Source organism: Succinimonas amylolytica DSM 2873 (assembly GCF_000378405.1).
GTDB lineage: Bacteria > Pseudomonadota > Gammaproteobacteria > Enterobacterales > Succinivibrionaceae > Succinimonas > Succinimonas amylolytica.
The window spans coordinates 1,143,642-1,159,610 of record NZ_KB899636.1; the positions used below are offsets into that span (position 1 = coordinate 1,143,642).

Below are 15,969 nucleotides of genomic sequence, written 5' to 3' on the forward strand. Positions count from 1 at the left end.
GTAAGTCCTGCATTTTCCGGGGCTTACACAATATGAAACTGAGAATGCCCGGAAGTCTTTAAGTTCAATGCTTTCAGCGATACTCATGCTTACACCGGGGAGTTCATTTTTCCGAAATAGTCCTGGAAATATATGGCAAATATCCTACAAGAGTTATGTGATTTTTCGGAGTCTGAGTTCTGAAGGTTATAGGGGGTGGAAAAACAGCAGGATAACTGTGCTACGATGACACGACGATGTTTTTGGGAATGCTGCTTTTTTGAAGTGCGGTTACGGAGATAATGAGAATCAGCACCAATAATAGTAGCTAAAAGCGTGTATTCTCCGCAATTTAATATATAATCAGGGCCTGTAACGGGTGGAGTGCGATGCTGCACTCTGCATAAATCTCCGGCGGTGACGCCTTCATTTTTTCATTTTCACGGAAAAATGCGTCAGGCGCGACAGTACGTCATTAGGTTTTCATTTGCGTAAACAGTGATTTTAAGATGAGCAGTACAGATTTCGATTATGTTAAAGGATCTGAGAAACCTCGCGATGCGGGGACTGTTTATCAGAGTGCCGGGAGCAAAAGTGCCCGGCCGCAGTTGAACGTCAATGTCAGTGCTGCCTATTCCTATCTCAGTGCTCTGACCCGAGAGCAGGGGAAGCTTCCTGACGAGCTTCAGACCGCTCAGTCTACTCTGCAGCGGCACATTGCTACTCTTGCCAGTGATCCGGAGCGGGCGGAGAATGCCAATCCGGTTCCCCGGGAAAAACCGCTTTTGGAACTGGCCAGCAAGATGATTCTCAGGGATTCAGAACTTCAGGAGCAGGTTGCCGAAGCTTTTACCACTAGAATTCATCTCGTTAAAACCTCTGAAGCTGTTGACGAGCTTAAGAGCTACGTCGGTACTCTTCCCAGAATATTTCAGGAAAGCAACGAACCTGGAAGAGCGCTTATGCGCTATCTCTGTGAGATCATTGTTAACTATTCCACAGCCGACAATATTTCTCCGGCTACAGCCAGACAGCTTGCCACCCAGCATATATTTGCTCCGGACGGAGATCTTACTCCCGAGGGATCCAAAATTCTTTCCAGGCTTCTGGATGCCACCATTGAATTTATCAGAGAAAATCAGCCCGATGTGATAAGTACTCTAGGCAGGGAGGGGGTACAGGTGGTGTCTCCTTCCGACAGAAAGATAGCCATGGCCAATTTTATTGAGCGGGCGGTGGCTTCCCTTCCTGATGATGCCATTGTTTCCTTGAGCCGGGATCAGGACACTGATATCGCCGATGATATGAGCCTGGAAATGGTCAGACGGGTAAGAGGTCTTATTCAGAGAGCTGCCAGAATCGCCAAGGAAGGGAATCTGCTGCCTGAAAGTGAAGCGACATCCGCAGAGAGCTTTAAAAGAGAGATGGCTTCCGCGGTTCTTAAAAATGAAGCTCAGATTAATGCCGATAACGCCAGGGAGGAGGCTCGCACAAGGGAAGTGGCCGAACTTTCCGGGAAACTGTCATGGGAGACCGGATCTCTCGAAGCTCGGACTCAGCCGGTACCTGGTGAGCCAGAGGCCGTTAAATTATCCGCATCTTCTGACAGTACCGGCTCGCCATCTTCATCAGACGTTGCTTCATCTGCGGCTTCAGGAAAGACTTCGGAGATTCTCCGAGATGCCGTGACACAGTCTTTGGTACAGGCTATTGATTCCGGTTCTGTTTCAGAGGACGCGGACGGTGTTGACCTGCGAAAAGAATTTGAACGCTATAACCGGGAGGAAAATGATGATTCTGATCGGGGACAGCGCTTTAAAAAGCCTGAAGAACAGTCCGGGGAAGCAAAAAAGATTACGCAGATCCTGTCCAGTGCTGCCGCTTTGGCCAAGGACGCCCGGCTTATCGGTGACGATGCAGATTTTGCAGGAGATCTTCCGCTCCGGAACATTTCATTGGCCGGGGAAAATTTTTCAGATGCAGATCTTCCGGAAATGCCGTTGAACAGCGAGATGAAACATGGAGCGACGATATCGGAACCGTCGATTCAGAATAACGCTGCCGCGGAGCAGCCAGTTACTGCGAATCTGGCAGTAATATCCTCAGGAGAGGCTGGAGATCCTGAAGTGGCTATACTGTCAGATAATCCCGTTCCTGATGATTGCGGAGATAGAGACAGCAGTGAACTCGTAGGAGAATCAGGGGCTCGGACAGCTGGAGATTTCGCTGGAATTAACGGTACCGGAGAAGATGTTTCTGAAACTGAGCTTTCCCTTAGTGCCGGCCAAAATCAGTTCAGGGCGGTGTCTGACATTCTGGAGTCTGCTTTGGGAGAAGAAGATTCGTCCGTGCCGTCCGTGGCAGCCGAAACAGATTTTCCGGATGAGCAGCCAGCGCAAACCGAATCTCGCTTTTCTCCGGACAATATCCCTGATATTTCTTCAGATGGGATTCCCATTGAGGAGGAAAATTCGGCAGTGTCTTCCGCTGCCGTTTTTCCGGCAGCCGAAACTTCATATGAGAATCCTCAGATTTCCGGGACAATCGCAAAGGATAATTCCGGAATTTCCAGGGTTACCGCAGAATCCTCTGCGCATAATGAAGCTGCTGCAGTCCTTAAAGCATTTTCAGAAAACATTTCCTCTGATAATGCGACTCCGGGGAATACTGATACAGACGTAGCTGTTCCGAACAGCAGCAAGGCAGATTTCGTAGCCGGGAGTGATAGGGATCATGCTGAAAGCAGTAGCTCTTCCAATGTTTTCCGCACCTCAGGAAGCAGTCTTATCGGAGAGGAATCCATAATTCGTGACAAAACTCTTAGCAGTTATACACAGTCTTCGGAAAACACGGAGAATGAACATGCTGGGAGTAGGGAACCAGCGCCGATTTCTGTCATGATGCAGAATTCTGAGGAAACTGCTTCCGTAATTTCCAGGGAAACGAATGTGTCGGGGGATGACGAATCTGGAGATTCCGGTTTTGCAGATGAATTCCGGCAGATTATGGCGGATGCCGAAAAATACCGTGGCACTGATCCGGATGCCGATTCCGATGGCATGGTCCGGAGTCGCGACGCTGCAATGCCGAATGCCAGACAGGCTTTGGAAATTCTCGAAAAGCAGATTAATTCCAGCAGAACCGCCTCAGAAGACCGGAGGCCGTTTCAGGAAAGACTATCTGCGGAAGGAGCGGCCGACGATGCAAACAGGGTATCTCCGGTATCTGGTTCCGAAACGGGTACTTCGGTCAGAAAAATGACAGCCATTGAGCAGGCTTTTGCAGAGCAGGGGATGGGATCTGAGTCTGATGATATTCCGTTGCAAAAGGATAATGCGGGGTATACTGAGTCTGACAATTATGGAGTCTCCGGGGATTCTGACAGCACCCCGGATTTTGCGCTGGCAGGTGATTCCGGTGCCTTACGGAGCGGAAAAAACGGGAATCCCGATTATAGAACTGCCACAATTGCTGTAACAGAACCGGAGAAAATCAGCAGAAAAAACGGGTTTATAGCCAGAATGAGCAGGTTTTTTTCCAGGGGGGGAAAGAGCGGTGAAGTTTCTGGTTCTTCCAATGCAGGAAAAGTCGCTAAAATGGAGCTTCCGGATAATGTTAAAAACATTTCTATGGAGAATTTTATCCGTTCCCTTAGCAACATTTCCTCAGACGCTCAGGTGACTCCGGAAATAAGACAGCTGGCCTCCTCCATCCATGATGCTATGATGAATCCTCTCGGGGATTTGCGGGCTGTTTCCGAATGGCTGGGATTTGTGCGTTCACCGCTTACGGCTTCAGGCCCCCGAGCTCAGGGCATGCAGCAGTGGGCTCTTTTGTTGCTTTCCATGCGATTTCGTCAGATGGGCAAGGATATTGACCGTTTTGTTAAAAGCAGGGCTATAAGAGATCTTATCAGGGGGGCTCTTTCCGGCGATCAGCGTGGTGCCACATGGTCTCACAATGCTCTCCGCGAAACTCTGATTCAGGTGGAGCGTCTTCAGGAATTAAGCAGAGATCATGATGCCGAGGGCATTCCTTCCTATATTCCGGTTCCGCCGTCCGGAGATGATTACCGGGAAGGCGGTATTATGATAAGCCACAGGGATCTTCCAGACGGGGAACGGGAATGGCAGCTTAATTTCTTTTTCGATCTGCCTTCTCTGGGACCGATACAGATCCGTACTGGCATCAGAATACCCGATATCAGAGTAAATGTGGTTGCAGAACGTTTTGAAGCTCTGGAGAGAGTCAGGGAAACCTCTGATGTGCTGTACAGACGTCTTCAGGAATGCGGCTTTACTCCGGCTCCCATAGGAGCCCGTCTTGGCACAGTTTATCCTCCGGTATCCGGTGGGGACAGTACCGTTCTAGGCGGTACTGACGGATTATCAGTTAAAATTTAGGAGTTATGGAACAGGTATATGGAACAGGAAAAATCAGCCATAGCTCTGAAGTATGATGCGTCGTCTGGAAAGGCTCCCAGCGTTGCCGCCAAGGGAACGGGAAAAGTAGCTGACGATATTGTCGCTATGGCGGAGGAGATGGGAATTTATGTGCATAAGGATCCCGTGCTTCTGAAAAATCTTGAAAATCTCAAGGAAGGAGACTCGATTCCGAAGCCGCTTTTTCTTATCATTTCGGAGATCCTGGCCTATTCCTACTATTTGCAGGGGAAAACCCCTGAAATGTGGCGGGACAGCGAGGGGACTCATGTTAATATAAAGGGATAGCAGGCGAAGCTGTTATATGGACGGGTACCGTTTTCGGGCAGTCTTGAGGTGGGTTTTATGACGATAATCCGGTGGCGTTTGCAGAGCGGTACAGGCGTTAAATCAGCAGGGGGTATTATGAAAAAAATGTTACCGGCACTGGCAGCAGTGATTTTGGTTTCCGGACTGGGATGCAATGAGGCTGAGGCAGCTCATTCTTCCGTGAATATCATGTCTCCCCGTAATACTGTGAAAATTTCCCGTGATTATACTTACGGCTATCAGTATCTTCCCGGGGACGCTCTTGATGTTTATGAAACCGCCAACAGAAATATCGGCTGGAAGATTAACTATGATTATCTGGATCGCCATTTCCTCCGTCCGGTGTCTGTGGCTTACCGCGACTGGGTTCCTGAAGCGGTAAGAAATTGTTTTTACAACATTCATCAGAATCTCAGAGAGGTTAACAATACTGTTAATAATGCCCTGGTGGGGGAATTTGCGGACAGCGGTATCAGTGTCGGACGCTTTGTGATAAATTCCACTGTGGGTCTCTGTGGCTGTTTTGACGTGGCAAAGCATATCAGTTTGGAAAGAAAACGGATGACCATGTCCACGGTGCTGGGAAGATGGGGTGTGGATCAGGGGCCTTACCTGACGGTTCCGATTCTGGGAGTGGGATCTCTTAGGGGCTATATTGGCGATACCATTGACACTTTGTATTTTCCGTTTACCTATTTCCCGTGGTGGGCTGATGTCGGATTCTGGGCCCTTAACGGGGTGGATTCACGTTCCCGTCTGCTGGATCAGGATGATATTGTTGCCAATTCCCTGGATCCCTATGTTCAGACACGGGATTTCTATCTGATGTATCAGGAGAATCTGGTTACCGGAAAGACCGAAGTATCTTCAGAGGCCGGAAAGGTTTCTGAAATGACTCCGGCGGAGCTTAATGATTATCTTGAGGAAATAGATGAATGATTCCGGAATAGGGAATAGAGCACTCCGGGCTGTAAGGCCCGGTTTTAAATTGTGGAATGGTAAGGCCAGGCAGGAATAACATGACAGACAGACTTGACGAGATAAGAGCGGAAATAGACAAAACAGATCAGGAGCTGGTGCGGATTCTGGCAAAAAGACTGGAGCTGGTAAAGGAGGTGGGCCGGGAAAAAAGCCTGACTGGCACGCCGATTTATGCCCCGGATCGGGAAAAGAGTATGATTGCCAAAAGACGGGCAGAGGCCGAAAAGGCCGGGATTAGCCCTGATCTTATCGAGGATGTGCTCCGACGCTTCACCCGGGAGTCTTACGGGGCGGAGGAGTCCGGATTCAAGTGTCTCAATCCGGATCTGAAAAAAATAGTGCTTATCGGCGGACGAGGAGGGATCGGCCGGATCTTTACAAGGCTGTTCGAGGCTTCCGGATATAAGGTTGAAACCATGGGACACCGGGACTGGCCGCGAGCCGAAGAGATATTCCGTGATGCAGGTCTGGTAGTAGTATCGGTGCCTATCGACAAAACTGCTGAGGTTATCGATAAGCTGTCATTTTTGGATGATAACTGCATTCTGGCGGATTTTACTTCCACTAAAAGCATGCCGCTGGAGCATATGCTACGGATTCACCGCGGGCCGGTGGTAGGGCTGCATCCCATGTTCGGCCCCGATATTTCAAGTATGGCAAAGCAGGTTATTATCTGGAGTGAAGGCCGGCATGACGACAGGTGTCAGTGGCTCCGGAAGCAGTTCGAGCTCTGGGGAGCTCATGTGCTGCCGGTTTCCGCTGCGGAACATGACGGTGCCATGAGATATATTCAGGCGCTCAGGCATTTTACCACGTTTTCATACGGAGTTTTTCTGGCAAAGGAGAATCCTCATTTTCCGACATTGCTGAAGCTGTCGTCGCCTATTTACCGTATGGAGCTTATGATGGTGGGGCGGCTTTTTGCCCAGGATCCCGGACTGTACGCAGACATCATTATGTCCTCTGCCAAAAATATTTCGGTTATTGAACGTTATGCTGCCGTGGTGGCGGAGCAGATTGATCTTCTTAAGAATTCTGATCGTGAGGAGTTCATAAAACGGTTCTGCGAGGGGCGGGAGTATTTCGGTGAATATGCCGACAGGTTTCTCCGTGAATGCGGTGGACTTATTGCAAAAATGCACGATGCCAAGGTGCCTGAGGGGATTTAATGCTTTTCGGTGAGACTTTGGGGATTTTTCCGAAGACAGGAAAGGATAAAATGAAAAAATATCTTAAGGCCCTTGGGGTTTATGCTATCTGGGGAGTAGCTGTTTTGTTTTCAGCTCCGGCAAATGCACTGCCGTGGGGATTTTATGTGGCTCATCAGGATAGAAACTCCATAGAATTCCATAAGAAGGAAAACGGCCGTGTCTATGTGCGTCTGGCCGCTCACTCCATGCGTAATCAGAGTTTTTCTGATATTGTAAATGCTGTGGCTTATGCGAACAGATCATCATCCTGCACGAAGATGAAGGACGTTACCCCTATTGGCGGTCCGCGTTTTCACTGTCAGTACAACATGAACAGGACTTCCTATACCCTTCACCTGATTCCCTATTATGACTGGAACTATGTTCTTGCGGTGACCATATCCGGTGACAATTATCCGGGATTCGGTATTACCTATGACGATGTGCGGAATATGATAAATTACTGGTTCGATTATTACTGAGCATGAGACCGGAGGGAGCGGAATCCGGGGATATTTTCCCGGCAGAGATTTCTCTCTGGTATTGATGATAAGAATTTGACAGCGTGTCATGTAAAGTAATCAGGATCTAGGGGCTGTTAAAGAGATAGCCTGATTCTTTCTCCTGATGGCTCTTCCTCTGCAGGAGGGGATCATTCCTTAATTTCAGAGATATGTTCAATATCCGGTTATGTTTCCTTCCACTTCAGAAATGATATTACCTACGCCAGGTAGTGTACTTCGCAATTTCTGAGATGAATTATTTATCTCCGTATGACTCGGTTTAAAATTTTTATTCAGGCACAGACAGCCTGTTTTCTGCTCCCTGGTGTTCCCTGCCAAGTCCCATGTCCTAAAGTGGCTCTATGCTGGTGTTATATAGAGAAACGAAACAACAAACAGTATTCTTCAAATGGTGCGGATCGTGAAGATATGAAAAATGTTATTAGAGCAGAAAATGAGTAGAGATGCTGAGTTTTTTCCGGGTTAAAAACAGTTTTTCTTTGTAAGTTACCGGTTTATGTGCAGAACCTGTTTGATATTGTGATAGTAATGAGACTTTGATAAAATTCCCGCAGTTTTATAATTTCAATCAAAAAAACGGAGTTTACGGGTATGGCTGGAAAGTCACCAGTGGTAATGCTTGCCATCGTGGGCGGTGCGGTGCTGGCAACAGCAGCAGTGGCTGCTTATCCTGCAGCAGTATGGCTTGGCAATAAGATGTACGATCAGAATGTGGAGAATTTCACCAAGGGCTATCCTGTGGTGTACAAGGAAACAGAGAAAAGCTTTGCTTCCAGAAAGGGCACCTGGGCGGTTAACACTCCGGCCGGAGACTTTGTTTTCCGGACAGAGACAACCTTTGGCATTACCGGTGGCGAGTCTGTAATTACTCCTGACTATGAATCTTCTGGCTTTAAATCTGTATTTGAGGATCTTTCCATTAAGGAATACCCCAAGGCCGAAATGCATATGGGCTATTCAATAGCAAAGCAGGCGTTCACTTCCGACGGATTTGTTGAACCCTTTAAGATTGCCAACGACGATTTCAGCTGCAATGTTTCAGGGATGAAGTTTGAGAGCACTGTTGACCAGAATGTGAATATGAATGCCACCGGCGAGGAAATTGTGAAGAGCTTCAGAAAAGGTTCCGGAAAATCCTCAGGAAATGTGGTAATCGAAGGCCTGTCCTGTGCTGCTGGTGCTGATTCTAAAGGCGAACTTAAGATTGAAAACGTGAAGATTAATGTTGAATCCGTACAGTCCTATCCGTCTCTTTATAATATCCGGATTGGCTCTTTGCTTTTCAATGTCAAGGGTAAGTATGAGCTCAAGGATTTTGAACTGGATCAGAATATTGACTTTGACAGTAATGGATTTTCCTTCAAGACTGCCGGTTCTGTTGCCGTTGCGACATTCCCCAATGAGATTGCTGGCGGCAGTGTTACTCTGAATAACACTGGTATTGATGTCAGAGTTGAAGATATCAATGATCGTGATTTCGCCAGTCTTATTGATTTCTACAAGGATGTGGCTTTGGGAGAATTTGCTGACAAGACCAGCGATGCCGACCTGATGAACAGCCCGCTGGCTAAGATTCCGCTTAATATAAAACTGGTCAAGCTTGTTTCTCAGTCCGGAAATGATGGCAGCTTTAAGGCTGACGGCAGTGCTAGTTTTTCTGTAAGCAATATTATGAATGCCAAGGCTGCTCTTAACCTTAATTTCTCCAAGCCTTACGCTGATGCCATCGGTTTGGGTGATGCAGTGGGTAGCGGAATTGCCATGGGCTTTTTGAAGCAGGACGGACAGAACTACGTTTCAAACCTTTCCCTTGAAAATCAAAGCCTTACTGTTAACGGAAAGAAGATCTTTTAAGAATGAATGATGGCTGAGAGGTATGCCCGAGAGCTGCCTCCTTCTGTCTGATTTCAGGTGGCTACCACCAGAAACACAAAGGAACTTTGCTTCGGTGGGGTTCCTTTATTTTTATCCCGTTTTAAGGGAGCAGATAGTTCCTTCAGAAAAACTTACAAGCGGGTATATGGTGTGTCTACGATGTTTAGTGAGCGTTGTTTTTTAGCAGAATACTATTCGGCAGTCAGTCTTCATCATTCCATTCCCGAACTGTCGGTTTTTCCGGATCCTTGCGATTCATCATTTTCATAATCCGGTAGCTGGAGTAGATACTCCCTGCCAGGAACATGATCACCAAAAGCGGAATCATGAATTTCATTTAAACCTCCTCCTGTATGCATTTGCCATGATTAAAGGCTCCGGCTGTCAGATCTGCGATAATCGAACTTGCAAATAAGCGTTATTCTTTGTGCCGTTTCCACGATCTGGTGTTCTGTTTGCGAAGATAGCCCACATTGAAGCATGGAGTCAGGTAGAACAGCACTGCTGATCCCAGAGAAAGCACGGCAATGGCAGCTGCCAGCCATTTCATGGAGTGCAGTTCGTAGGATTCCTGAATGATAAAAGGTACTGTTACCAGCAGAGATACCAGAACTGTTATTTTAGCGTTCCATAAAAAAACGTGGTTCGGAGAAAAGCTACGGATCATATGCTTTTCGATCTTAAAGGAAAAGCTTTCAGGATCTAGGGTGTCATAAGTTTCGTCCGGAGTTTTGGGAAATTCAGATGGAGAGTTTTTTGTTTCGAGGGATTCTCTCCTGTTTTCATTTTCCGTATGACGGGCAGAATCTCCAGATTTACAGGCGAGCACCGGAACAGCAGAGTAAATGAAAAACGGTTTGTGGCTGATTCTGCTTATAATGATAGTGAGATTCGTCATAACGGCAGCATTTCCGCCGATGCTTTTGACGGTTTTGACCAGAAGCCTGAGAGCCTCCTCCTGTGTTCCTGCTTCACCGTATGCCAGATAGCTTTTTACAGTTTTCAGAATTCTGATGTCCCGGGGAGTTTTTTCCCGGTAGACGGTGATATTGTCAGCAGTTACCGCTTTTTTGGATTCTGTGATTCTCTTGACAGTTACATAGGTCCTGAAAAATCTGCGCTGGTGAGGATCTGCAGTATTGTTGGCAGAAAATTCCACTTCATCCCCGATATGAAAATCCAGTTTTTGGAAATCGGCGTCCGTGAAATAGAAGATATTACCGTTAAAGCCGTAAATTACGCCGTCTCTGCCGTGAGATGACGGTCCGCGAACGATCTGTCCCAGCATAGCCAATCATTAATCCTTGCGACTGTTTATGGTGTCATAATACCGGTAATCATAGCTGATTGTTCTCAGATTTGAGCTATAAAAACCGTAAACTATGATTTTGATTGTGTTTTGAAGTTTGGATCTGAATTGCTGAGATGTATTATGAAAGTTTCCGGCAGATACTGTAACAATTACAGAACAGGATGCCGAACGGCAGAAAATACAAGGATTTTTAGAATGACAAAAATGTTTTTTATAACCGGAACCGATACCGATGCCGGAAAGACCTTCTGTGCCTGCGCTTTGGAGGCTGCACTGCGTGAAAGAGGATATTCAGTAAGACCTTATAAGCCGATAGCGGCCGGACTTGAGGCGAATGGTTCTAACCAGGATATTTCCAGGCATCTTGAAGCTGTTGGACTCCATGTGCCGCAGAGTGAGATTGCGGCACTAATTTACCGGGAACCGGTGGCACCGCATATAGCGGCCAGAAAAACCGGAAAGGAGATCTGCTTTGCAGATTTGGACTTAGGTCTTAAGAGAGCTCTCTCCGATAATCCGGATTATCTTATTACTGAAGGAGCTGGTGGCTGGTTGCTTCCTCTTGGCGGGAACAGAGTGCTTCCGGACTGGCCGGGAATGCGGGATATGCAGGTCATAATTGTGGTGGGAATGAAGCTGGGATGCCTTAATCACGCTCTTCTTACCCGGGAGGCGGTACTGAGGCGGGGGTTTCGGGTGGGAGGTTTTATTACTCATAGTGTTTCCGCTGAGCTCCAGCCGTATTATCAGGAGAATCTGGAAACGCTGCAGGAGATGATGGGACTGCCATTTTTGGGAGATGTTCGCTATGAAAAATCGGCGAATATTAAAGAAGCGAGTTCAGATCTTAATTTGGATCTGTTTCTTTCACTATAATTTCAGTCAGGGTGTTAATTTCTAGAATATATAAGGAGAATTCTGCAATGATGAGATTTCTGGCCTATACGGGGACTCTTCTGGGCATAATGCTGGTAGTTGCTATTGTGCTTCATATACTGGTTGCCCTGATGGGGGTTCAGCTTGAGCAAGCCGAGCTGGGTACGGTGCTGGTGGTGTCTCTGCTTTACGGTATGGCAGGATCTGCGGTCAGCCTGTTTATGTCAAAGTATCTGATAAAGAAGACCTATCGGCTTACTCCTATTGCCGAACCTCGCAATGCAACAGAAAGGTGGCTGGTGGATACGGTTTCCTCTCTGGCCGAGAAGAAAAAAATCGGTATGCCTGAGGTCTGCATTTACAATTCCAGAGACATGAATGCCTTTGCCACCGGATGGAATAAGAACAATGCTTTGGTAGCGGTAAGCACGGCACTTCTCGAAAATATGTCCAAGGAGGAGGTGGAAGCGGTTCTCGGTCATGAGATAACTCATGTGGAGAATGGTGATATGGTTACTATGTCCCTGGTACAGGGGGTGGTAAGTTCGTTTGTCTACTTTATTGCCTTTATTGTGGCACGCCTGGTGGCCGCCAGAGTCCGGGGAGCACAGGTGCTGGTTTTTAGGCTGGTGCATCTGCTCACTCTCTGGACGGTAGGGTTCGCGGGGCAGTTTGTGGTGCTGGCGTTTTCAAGATGGCGGGAATTCCGTGCTGATGCCGGGTCCGCAGAAGTTCTGGGAGCAGAACCGATGATAAAGGCTCTGGAAACTCTGAAAACCGGATATGCGGTGGACAGAGCTCATACTGTGGCGGGAGATAATTCCCCAAAGGAGCCGACTGATGATAAAAATACAAGCATGCTGTGCATCAGCGATCGTGAAATGGCCGGGATTTTTGGGGACTGGACCAGGAGTCATCCCTCTCTTCAGAAGAGAATCGAGGTACTGAAGGAAAGAAGAAACTGATTTTTTCGGCAAGCTAAATGAAGCAGGGTGACCCCCTGCTTTTTTGTGTGTACAGACTGTTATATTAAAGTTGGAAGTTCTGAAGACGGCTGTCTGTGGCAAGTGTTAGTGAATTCTGTGCTGCAATGTAATACCAGCATCTGGTGTTATACGAATTTTGTAAAATGTTGTAACAACGGGATAATCTGTTCAGTGCCACTTGCGATGTCTGGGCTCATAATCATCGGTACTGCCTTTTCCTTCGAAGGCAATGAGTTCGAACCCGTGATCCTTGCACCAGTCTTCAGTGTAGTCTTCTGCCTCAGAATCCTCTCCTACAGGCGGGTAATAATCATCGTAGGTGCAATAATTTTCAAAATTTTTGTCAAGATACTCTAAAAGACTGTCCTTGAAATACTGGGAAATTATTTCTTCGCTCAAAAACGCATTTTTGCTGAGCATTTTTTCCAGCTCAGGCTCATTTATTCTGCCTTTAATTGGAGCAATGGTGATTGTTGCGTGAAATGCGCAGTCCACGTACCCTTGTCCATTGTCCCATTGGGCATCTCCGAACCATTCAATATCCCATTTATGTTCCATAAAAGATTTAAGACCACAGCGCTGGCTGCTATCCCAGAACTCAATGTTTTCTTGCGAGTACAGGGCAAGGTATATTTCTGCGATTTTATCGCTTATGTTTTTGCGAAGACAGCATTCTTTCTGAACAGCCTTGGAAATATCTTCATGTTTGTACTTCCTGTCATGTGTGAAGAAAGACGGCACTCCCGCAATGAAAGGTATGAAGGAGTGCTGCTGCCATTTTTTTATCGGCAGTATCGAAGTTAAGAAGCATCTGATATGCTTTCCATGGCTCGTTTATCAGTATATCCGGTCCTTCTGTTTCGATGATTTCTGCCAGTTGTGCTGAGATATTGTTCATATGATGAGGCACCCCGTTCCTTTTTGCCTGATACCGGCAATTCCCGTGCCGGCATGCAGTGTTCATTCTGTTCTGGATTGTGCTTTCCCGATCCGGGAAATTTGCTGTTACGGTTCTGAAGTTTTTGCCGCTTTCAGTGCTTAGGCCGATACGGCTCATTTGAATATCATGTAATCCTGCTTCGTAGCAGTTATGAAAGTATCCGATTTTTGGGATAGCGACCTTGTTGCAGGGCCATGACTGGCCAGTCGTGAGTTAATCTGCAAGATTGCTGATTTTGGTATTTTACCATGTATGCAGATCTGTATTCAGGAAAGATGTTCTGTCAGGAGGGAAGCGCGGAATTGCTATCATTCAAGGACAGCCGCATTTTTCAGCAAGCTGTGATAATCATTTATGAAAAAGCTGTCACTGTATATGCAGAATGACTGCCCCGCCTTTTTTAAGAATGCCTTCATCATATTTGTGTTCGAAAAGAACTTTTCCTTTCTGCGGTAATGCGATATCTGCGGTTCCGGCGTTGATCCAAACGTGATACTGTCGGGACCGTCCCCGGGAGTAATGAAGCAGTCTTTCTTCAGAGGCGTTTTCCCAGTTAAGGCTTTCGGAGCTGGAAAAAGCAGGCTTTTTTCTTACAGCAATCAGTTGTGTGATTTCAGCAGAGATTTCTCGGAATTTTCCGGATTCGATATCTTTCCAGGGCATTGGTCTCCGGTTATCGGGGTCGGCGGCGCCTTCGAGAGCAATTTCGGTTCCGTAGTAGATGCATGGGGTTCCGGGCATGGTCATCAGAATGGTCACCTGCTGAATAAAGGCGTCATATGATCTGGCTCTGCTCATAATCCTGGAAACGTCATGACTGTCCAGAAGATTGAACAGTACTTCATTTACCTGTTCCCGGTACAGAGAATAGCAGTAGTTCATCATGTGCCTGAAATCATCATTTGTGAGTACGTGGTCTCCGAAGAAATTGGATACGGCATGCAGAAAGGGATAATTCATAACGGAATCATATTCCCCCCCTTCAAGGTAGGAAGAGGCATCGGTCCAGATTTCTCCGAGAAGGAACAAATCCGGTTTTTCCCTTTTGAGCTCGGTACAGAGATGTCGGATAAAGCTGTGGGAAATCTCGTTCCCTACATCGAAGCGGATTCCGTCGATATCAAACTCCTGAAGCCATTTTTTGCATACCTTTGTCAGGTAATTCCTGACTTCGGGATTATTGGTGTTAAGCTTAGGCATTTCCGCTACAAAAGCAAAGGAATAGTAGCGTCCATCCATGGTGTTTCCCTGTTTTGTGAAATCAAGAGAGTGGATGTAGTACCAGTTAAAATATGGGGAGTTTTGGCCATTTTTGATCACGTCCTGCCAGGCGAAAAAATCTTTTCCGGAATGATTGAATACGGCATCAATCATAATTCGTATTCCCAGGTTATGAGCCTGTCGAACCATATCAGCGAATTCTTCGTTCGTTCCGAAATCAGGGTCTATAAGTTCATAGTCGGCAGTGTCGTAACGATGGTTTGTTCGGCTTAGAAAAATCGGTGTGAAGTAAATGCCGGTAATTCCCAGAGAAGCCAGATACGGGAGCCGTTTTATTACTCCTTTGATATTTCCCCCATAACGGCATTTGTGATTTTTTACGGAAATATTGTTCCAGTCCTCAAATTTGCCATCCCTGTTGTCAGATTCTCTGGAGAAGCGATCAGGAAAAATCTGATACCAAATTGTATCTGCAGCCCATCTAGGCGGCTTCATGATATCCGAGTCATTCATCCAGCCAAATTTGTAGTAATTCCGGGCCAGATCCTGACGTTTTATAAATGAGGGATCGTGAAGGCCGTCCTCAAGAAGACATTTAACAGTACCGTCATTAAAGGTGAGGAGAAAGTAATATTGAAGTCTTTTGTAGACAGGGCTGACAATCGCGGAAAAAATGATTTCATTGCTAAGTTCCAAGGATACCGACATTGCCACAGGCTTTCCGTCCCAGGACCAGGCTTCTGAAATGCCGCCAATATAAGGATCCTCGCACATAAGCACAGCCTTGGTTACACTGCGATTGGCGTGCAGGTTGATTCTAAGTTCGTCATCGTTAAGACAGTAGCAGTCGTTATAGCCGCATTTGTGTCTGATCCCGTCATATGACATATCAGGTTACCTCCAGACTGTAGATCATTGATGATTTCAGTTTACGGGAATTTTTCTGGCAAATATTTAATGATGCTATTTACTGCCTAACACAATCCTATTATTCTGAATTGATGATGCTGCGGCAAGGGAGGCTGAAATGAACGGAAACAAGCTCAGGCACGAAAGCAAAAAACATGGAAAGGATAATTTTCCCTATTCTGTTTATCGTTCTCTGATCCCTCTTTACATGAACAGCTTTCCTTTGCATTGGCATGACGAGATCGAAATTACCGTTATCAGAAAGGGCCGGGCGGATTTTTCTATATGCAGTCGTCATTTTGTTGCTGAGGAGGGTGATATTCTGATAGCCCTGTGTTCCGCAACTAAAGAGTAAAAAAAATTACGACAACACAGTCGTACCAAGGGTTTGGGGCGATTTTTATTGCCGTAATTTTATGGTGCTC

14 protein-coding genes are annotated in these 15,969 nt (G+C 46.7%); 9 read left to right on the top strand and 5 right to left on the bottom strand.

The features are described from left to right. Nucleotides 1-488 precede the first annotated feature (488 nt). From fliK to F557_RS0105170, 6 genes are all read left to right on the top strand, one after another. Complete coding sequence (gene fliK, locus F557_RS0105145; protein ID WP_019001175.1) at nt 489-4,382, top strand: flagellar hook-length control protein FliK; 3,894 nt, start codon at nt 489-491, stop codon at nt 4,380-4,382. A gap of 18 nt (nt 4,383-4,400) precedes the next feature. Beyond that, entirely contained in the window at nt 4,401-4,709 is a 309-nt protein-coding gene (locus F557_RS0105150; protein ID WP_019001176.1) for an EscU/YscU/HrcU family type III secretion system export apparatus switch protein, read from the top strand. A 117-nt stretch (nt 4,710-4,826) separates the two neighbouring features. Next, nucleotides 4,827-5,669, top strand: coding sequence for an MlaA family lipoprotein (locus tag F557_RS0105155; protein ID WP_019001177.1), 843 nt, complete (start codon nt 4,827-4,829; stop codon nt 5,667-5,669). Nucleotides 5,670-5,749: 80 nt separating this feature from the next. Further along, complete coding sequence (gene tyrA / locus F557_RS0105160) at nt 5,750-6,880, top strand: bifunctional chorismate mutase/prephenate dehydrogenase (RefSeq protein WP_019001178.1); 1,131 nt, start codon at nt 5,750-5,752, stop codon at nt 6,878-6,880. Nucleotides 6,881-6,930: 50 nt separating this feature from the next. Next, nucleotides 6,931-7,383, top strand: a complete 453-nt coding sequence (locus F557_RS0105165) for a hypothetical protein (RefSeq protein WP_157617752.1) — start codon at nt 6,931-6,933, stop codon at nt 7,381-7,383. A gap of 633 nt (nt 7,384-8,016) precedes the next feature. Next, the gene (locus tag F557_RS0105170) at nt 8,017-9,279 is read left to right on the top strand and encodes a YdgA family protein (RefSeq protein ID WP_019001180.1); all 1,263 of its coding nucleotides are present in this window, start codon (nt 8,017-8,019) and stop codon (nt 9,277-9,279) included. Between the two features lie 223 nt (nt 9,280-9,502). Here the strand turns inward: F557_RS0105170 and F557_RS23465 are convergent, their stop codons facing one another. Together F557_RS23465 and F557_RS0105180 are read right to left on the bottom strand one after the other, a co-directional pair. Further along, complete coding sequence (locus F557_RS23465; RefSeq protein WP_019001181.1) at nt 9,503-9,637, bottom strand: hypothetical protein; 135 nt, start codon at nt 9,635-9,637, stop codon at nt 9,503-9,505. Nucleotides 9,638-9,718: 81 nt separating this feature from the next. Then, nucleotides 9,719-10,588 (bottom strand): hypothetical protein, encoded by an 870-nt coding sequence (locus F557_RS0105180; protein WP_019001182.1) that lies wholly within the window; start codon nt 10,586-10,588, stop codon nt 9,719-9,721. Between the two features lie 219 nt (nt 10,589-10,807). Here F557_RS0105180 and bioD point away from each other — a divergent pair, with 219 nt between their 5' ends. Further along, a complete protein-coding gene (gene bioD / locus F557_RS0105185; RefSeq protein ID WP_019001183.1) occupies nt 10,808-11,488 on the top strand; it encodes a dethiobiotin synthase in 681 nt (226 codons plus the stop codon). Nucleotides 11,489-11,535: 47 nt separating this feature from the next. Beyond that, nucleotides 11,536-12,453, top strand: a complete 918-nt coding sequence (htpX, locus tag F557_RS0105190) for a protease HtpX (RefSeq protein ID WP_019001184.1) — start codon at nt 11,536-11,538, stop codon at nt 12,451-12,453. Between the two features lie 189 nt (nt 12,454-12,642). Here the strand turns inward: htpX and F557_RS0105195 are convergent, their stop codons facing one another. The 3 genes from F557_RS0105195 to F557_RS0105210 all read right to left on the bottom strand — a co-directional run bounded on the left by F557_RS0105195 (nt 12,643) and on the right by F557_RS0105210 (nt 15,523). Next, complete coding sequence (locus F557_RS0105195) at nt 12,643-13,215, bottom strand: hypothetical protein (protein WP_019001185.1); 573 nt, start codon at nt 13,213-13,215, stop codon at nt 12,643-12,645. Then, nucleotides 13,193-13,372: a hypothetical protein gene (locus F557_RS22590; RefSeq protein WP_169335162.1), complete on the bottom strand. Its 180-nt coding sequence runs from the start codon at nt 13,370-13,372 to the stop codon at nt 13,193-13,195. The genes F557_RS0105195 and F557_RS22590 overlap by 23 nt, the downstream gene beginning before the upstream one ends. A gap of 408 nt (nt 13,373-13,780) precedes the next feature. Then, nucleotides 13,781-15,523 carry a glycoside hydrolase family 13 protein gene (locus F557_RS0105210; RefSeq protein WP_019001188.1) on the bottom strand — a complete coding sequence of 581 codons (1,743 nt, stop codon included), beginning with the start codon at nt 15,521-15,523 and terminating at the stop codon, nt 13,781-13,783. 139 nt (nt 15,524-15,662) lie between these two features. Between F557_RS0105210 and F557_RS0105215 the strand changes: the two genes are divergently transcribed. Next, a complete protein-coding gene (locus F557_RS0105215; protein WP_019001189.1) occupies nt 15,663-15,899 on the top strand; it encodes an AraC family ligand binding domain-containing protein in 237 nt (78 codons plus the stop codon). The last annotated feature ends 70 nt before the right edge of the window (nt 15,900-15,969 follow it).

Excerpts from the sequence above, each read along its gene's own strand:
- fliK (WP_019001175.1), top strand. The coding sequence starts at position 489 with ATGAGCAGTACAGATTTCGATTATGTTAAAGGATCTGAGAAACCTCGC.
- F557_RS0105150 (WP_019001176.1), top strand. The coding sequence starts at position 4,401 with ATGGAACAGGAAAAATCAGCCATAGCTCTGAAGTATGATGCGTCGTCT.
- F557_RS0105155 (WP_019001177.1), top strand. The coding sequence starts at position 4,827 with ATGAAAAAAATGTTACCGGCACTGGCAGCAGTGATTTTGGTTTCCGGA.
- tyrA (WP_019001178.1), top strand. The coding sequence starts at position 5,750 with ATGACAGACAGACTTGACGAGATAAGAGCGGAAATAGACAAAACAGAT.
- F557_RS0105165 (WP_157617752.1), top strand. The coding sequence starts at position 6,931 with ATGAAAAAATATCTTAAGGCCCTTGGGGTTTATGCTATCTGGGGAGTA.
- F557_RS0105170 (WP_019001180.1), top strand. The coding sequence starts at position 8,017 with ATGGCTGGAAAGTCACCAGTGGTAATGCTTGCCATCGTGGGCGGTGCG.
- F557_RS23465 (WP_019001181.1), bottom strand. The coding sequence starts at position 9,637 with ATGAAATTCATGATTCCGCTTTTGGTGATCATGTTCCTGGCAGGGAGT.
- F557_RS0105180 (WP_019001182.1), bottom strand. The coding sequence starts at position 10,588 with ATGCTGGGACAGATCGTTCGCGGACCGTCATCTCACGGCAGAGACGGC.
- bioD (WP_019001183.1), top strand. The coding sequence starts at position 10,808 with ATGACAAAAATGTTTTTTATAACCGGAACCGATACCGATGCCGGAAAG.
- htpX (WP_019001184.1), top strand. The coding sequence starts at position 11,536 with ATGATGAGATTTCTGGCCTATACGGGGACTCTTCTGGGCATAATGCTG.
- F557_RS22590 (WP_169335162.1), bottom strand. The coding sequence starts at position 13,372 with ATGAACAATATCTCAGCACAACTGGCAGAAATCATCGAAACAGAAGGA.
- F557_RS0105210 (WP_019001188.1), bottom strand. The coding sequence starts at position 15,523 with ATGTCATATGACGGGATCAGACACAAATGCGGCTATAACGACTGCTAC.
- F557_RS0105215 (WP_019001189.1), top strand. The coding sequence starts at position 15,663 with ATGAACGGAAACAAGCTCAGGCACGAAAGCAAAAAACATGGAAAGGAT.